This window comes from Aquirufa aurantiipilula (assembly GCF_019923745.1).
Taxonomy (GTDB): domain Bacteria; phylum Bacteroidota; class Bacteroidia; order Cytophagales; family Spirosomataceae; genus Aquirufa; species Aquirufa aurantiipilula.
In genome coordinates this window covers 1-731 of sequence record NZ_JAANOG010000034.1, presented here as the reverse complement: position 1 = coordinate 731, position 731 = coordinate 1, and the positions used below count along the sequence as shown (strand labels likewise).

1 protein-coding gene is annotated in these 731 nt (G+C 46.1%); it reads right to left on the bottom strand.

Annotation, left to right across the window (positions count from 1 at the left end; all coding sequences use genetic code 11):
• A partial coding sequence (locus tag G9H60_RS13220) for a hypothetical protein (RefSeq protein WP_223144512.1) occupies positions 1-731 on the bottom strand: 731 nt, incomplete at both ends.

Here is a 731-nt window from a genome sequence, read left to right as displayed (position 1 = left end):
TTAGCATCAGACTTAGTCCAAGTAACGGTTTGTCCAGAAGTACTTACTGGGTTGTTGTTAGCATCCGCCAATTGAGCGGTGATGGTTACTGTAGCGCCAGCCACAGGAGATGAAGATGAAGAGGTAACTAAATACTTACTAGCAGTACCAGCTACTGTCGTAATGGTAGACGAAGTACCTGTGATAGCCGAAGTAGTACCTGTAACCGTAGTTGAAGTTCCAGCCACGGTATGTGTGGTGAATACGACTGTTGCTACACCACTTGCATTGGTAGTCGAAGTAGCTGTAGCAAAACTACCATTAGCATCAGACTTAGTCCAAGTAACGGTTTGTCCAGAAGTACTTACTGGGTTGTTGTTAGCATCCGCCAATTGAGCGGTGATGGTTACTGTAGCGCCAGCCACAGGAGATGAAGATGAAGAGGTAACTAAGTACTTAGTAGCCGTACCAGCTACTGTCGTAATGGTAGACGAAGTACCTGTGATAGCTGAAGTAGTACCTGTAACTGTAGTTGAAGTTCCAGCCACGGTATGTGTGGTGAATACGACTGTTGCCACACCACTTGCATTGGTAGTCGAAGTAGCTGTAGCAAAACTGCCGTTAGCATCAGACTTAGTCCAAGTAACGGTTTGTCCAGAAGTACTTACTGGGTTGTTGTTAGCATCCGCCAATTGAGCGGTGATGGTTACTGTAGCGCCAGCCACAGGAGATGAAGATGAAGAGGTAACTAA